General features: G+C 70.5%; 3 protein-coding genes and 1 pseudogene. 2 read left to right on the plus strand and 2 right to left on the minus strand.

The genetic code is table 11. The features are described 5' to 3' along the window. A partial coding sequence (locus tag LQV45_RS21335) for an FtsX-like permease family protein (protein WP_230008721.1) occupies nt 1-577 on the plus strand: 577 nt, incomplete at its 5' end. 43 nt (nt 578-620) lie between these two features. Next, on the plus strand, nt 621-1,349 hold the full coding sequence (locus LQV45_RS21340) for an ABC transporter ATP-binding protein (RefSeq protein ID WP_230008722.1): 729 nt from the start codon (nt 621-623) through the stop codon (nt 1,347-1,349). 3 nt (nt 1,350-1,352) lie between these two features. On the opposite strand, the gene LQV45_RS21345 is transcribed toward LQV45_RS21340, so the two are convergent. Both LQV45_RS21345 and LQV45_RS21350 read right to left on the minus strand, forming a co-directional pair. Then, entirely contained in the window at nt 1,353-2,801 is a 1,449-nt protein-coding gene (locus LQV45_RS21345; RefSeq protein ID WP_230008723.1) for an NAD(P)/FAD-dependent oxidoreductase, read from the minus strand. Beyond that, nucleotides 2,794-3,488, minus strand: a pseudogene (locus LQV45_RS21350) (hypothetical protein); the annotation flags it as partial. The gene LQV45_RS21345 and the pseudogene LQV45_RS21350, both read right to left, overlap by 8 nt.

The following is a 3,488-nucleotide window of genomic DNA, read 5'->3' on the forward strand; positions in this document are numbered from 1 at the left end:
CACCGGCGTCGTGTGGACCACGCTGGCCGATTGGCAGAAGCTGGCCCATATCCAAGACGCGGACGCCGCGACGGTGCTGGCCGTGACATTCGACTCCACGTCCGGTACAGGGGTGGATCTCGGTGCCGCCAATACCGCCGCGGGAACCGTCAGCACCACGATCGACGGGTCTTTCCAGGCCCTCGGCTCGTACAAGAGCGAGAACGGCTCGCTGCTGCTCATGCAGGCCTTCCTTTACGGCATCTCAGCCCTCGTGATTGTTGCCTTCCTGACGGTCTGGACGGTCCAGCGCACCCGGGACATCGCCGTTCTGAAGGCACTGGGCGGGTCCGCCCGCTACATCCTCCGGGACGCCATGGCGCAGGCGGCCCTGGTCCTGCTGGCCGGCGCGGTGGCCGGCGGGCTGGCCGGTGTGGCCGGCGGAGTCCTCGCGTCGCAGGCGGCACCGTTCCTCCTCACACCCTGGACAACGCTGCTGCCCATCGCCGGAATCGTGCTCCTGGGCCTGGCCGGGGCAGCCCTCGCGGTCCGCAGCGTGGCCCGCGTCGATCCGCTCATCGCCCTCGGCGGCAACTGAGCAGCCCCGGCCCGCCCCATATATTCCTAGAAAGGCATATCTCGTGAACTCAACCCTGAACAACACCGCCCTGAACCTCGTCAACGTCACCCTGGAGTACCCGGACGGAGACGGCACCCTTAAGGCCCTGGATTCCGTGAGCCTCAAGGTGAACGCAGGCGAATTCGTGTCCCTGATCGGCCCCTCGGGGTCCGGCAAGTCGTCCCTGCTGGCCGTCGCCGCCACCCTGGTCCGGCCCACCGCCGGCCTGGTGGTGGTCGACGGCGGGGACGCCGGCGGATTGCCCGATTCCGGCCGCACCGCACTGCGGCGGGACAAGATCGGCATCATCTTCCAGCAGCCCAACCTCCTGCCCTCCCTCACCGCGGTGGAGCAGCTCGTGATCACCCAGCGCCTGCGCGGCGGGACGGCGCGGGCGGCCGGGGAACGCGCCGCGGCTCTGCTGGACCTTGTCGGTCTCGGGCATGCCCTGGCGAAGCGGCCGCACCAGCTCTCCGGCGGCCAGCGCCAGCGCGTCAACATTGCCCGGGCACTCATGGGCGACCCTGCCGTGCTGCTGGTGGACGAGCCGACGGCAGCCCTTGACCACCAGCGCAGCGAAGCGATCATCCGGCTGCTGCGGCAGGTCACCGACGAGTTCAGCGTGGCAACGGTCATGGTCACCCACGACACCGATTTCGTGCCGCTCACCGACGCCGTCGCGAGCATGCGCGACGGACGGCTGTCCGCCAGGGCGGCGACGGCGGCCGCTGCGGCGCCGCGTCGGGGCTAGCGGCTAGGAGACCCGGTATCCGAGGTCCGGGACGCCGAGACCGAACATGTCCTTGAGGGCATGCCGGGCGGCGTGGAAGCCGGGCATCCCGGTGACGCCGGGACCGGGCGGGGTCGACGACGAGCACAAGTACACCCCTGGCAGCGGCGTCCGCCAGGGCACCGGGCTCAGCACCGGCCGCCGCAACATGCCCCAAAGGTCCATGCGGCCTGCGCCGAAGTCCCCACCGACGAAGTTCTCGTCGTACGCCGCCAGCCCTGCGGCCGTGGTCACCTTGAACTGCACCACCACATCCCGGAACCCGGGCGCGAAGCGCTCAAGTTGCGCCATGACCGCATCGCTCATGTCCACAGTGGAACCGGCCGGAACGTGGCAATAGGTCCACAGGATGTGCCGGCCGGCCGGCGCGCGGCCGGCATCAAAACGCGAGGGCTGGGATACCAGCACGTAGGGCCGGTCCGGATGCCGTCCCGAGGCGACCAGGCGTTCCGCTTCGGCGGTTTCCGCCCGGGTGCCGCCCACGTGCACCGTCCCGGCATCGGCGAGGCCGTCCGCCGCCCACGGCACCGGTCCGGAGAGGATGAAATCGACCTTGCAGGAAGCGTTCCCGAAGCGGAAGGACGCCAGGGCGCTCTTATAGCGCGACGGGAGCCGGCCCTCCGCCAGGTGCAGCAGCGCGGGGGGTGCCACATCCAGCAGCGTGGCCCGGGCCGGCGGCAGCTCCGCGAGCGATGTGATCCGCCTGCCGGTCTCGACCACCCCGCCATGGGCCTCGATGTCGGCGGTCAGCGCCCGGGCAATCGCGGCCGATCCGCCGCGCGGAACCGGCCAGCCGCCGGCATGGCCCAGGGCGCCCAGCATCAGCCCGGCGCCGGCGGCGGTGATCGAGGGCAGCGGCGCCACGGCATGCGCGGCGACGCCGCTCAGCAGTGCGGGAGCCAGGTCCTGGCTGAACCTCGCATTCCACAGCGGCGAGCCTTGTTCGAGCGCCCGGAGGCCGAACGCGGCGGCGGCCAGGGGATCTGCCGGAATCCGCAGCAGCTGGTTCAGGGTGAGGTCCGCGACGCCCTCCACCCGCCGCACGAGGGGCTCCATGAGCTGGCGGTAGGCGGCGCCGTCCCTCCCGAGTTCCGCAACGGTGCGGTCCAGGGAACGGTAGGCCAGCGCCGCGCGGCCGCCGTCGAGCGGGGATCCGTACGAGAGCTCGGGCACCTCCAGGGGCACGCGCCTGGACAGCTCGAACCGGCGGAAAAAGGGTGAGGCCAGAACCATGGGGTGCACGGCCGAACAGACGTCGTGGAAGTGGCCCGGTTCCATCAGTTCGGCGGTGCGCAGTCCGCCGCCCGGTGTGGCGGCCGCCTCGAACACGTGGACTTTGAGTCCGGCCCGCGCCATGGTCACCGCCGCGGCCAGCCCGTTGGGGCCGGAACCGACGACGGCGACGTCAGTCATGCGCTGTGGCTTTCCGCCACGGCACCAGGGACGCCGCGGGCCGGCGCAGATCAATCCGCAGCCAGTCCGGTGCACCGTCGAAGGGGCCGCCATGCGGATCATCGATGCGGTGGCGGCGGATCACGTCGCTGGACGGATACCAGATGTCCCAGGCGACACGGGCCATCAGGTACGCGGTGGCGAGCATGTGGGCAACCACGGCCAGGACGTAGTAGGGCATGTCGATGTTGTGCTGGGTCGAGCCGCCGCTGGTTGCCTGCCCGAGGTACATCCAGATGGCGCCCCAGTGCAGCGCTTCGATGGCTTGCCAGATGACGAAGTCACGCCAGCGGGGCCGGGCAAGGGCGATCAGGGGGATCAGCCACAACACGAACTGGGGGGAGTACACCTTGTTGGTCAGGATGAACGCGGCCACGATCAGGAACGCCAGCTGCGCGATCCTCGGCCGGCGGGGTGCCGTCAGTGCCAGGACCGCAATCAGGATGCAGGCCAGGAGAAACAGGTCCAGTGCCAGGGAGTTGATGGCCGCGGCCTCAAGCGGATTCCAGCCCAGCCGGGCGGCCACCAGGTTGTAGGCGAACCAGGGCGAGCTGTAGCCCGCCGGCCGCTCCTGCGTGAACTGGTAGAAGTACTTCCAGCCGTCCGGATTTGCCGCGGCTGCCGGGACGTTGACCGCCAGCCAGGCCG

Source organism: Microbacterium sp. Bi128 (assembly GCF_918698205.1).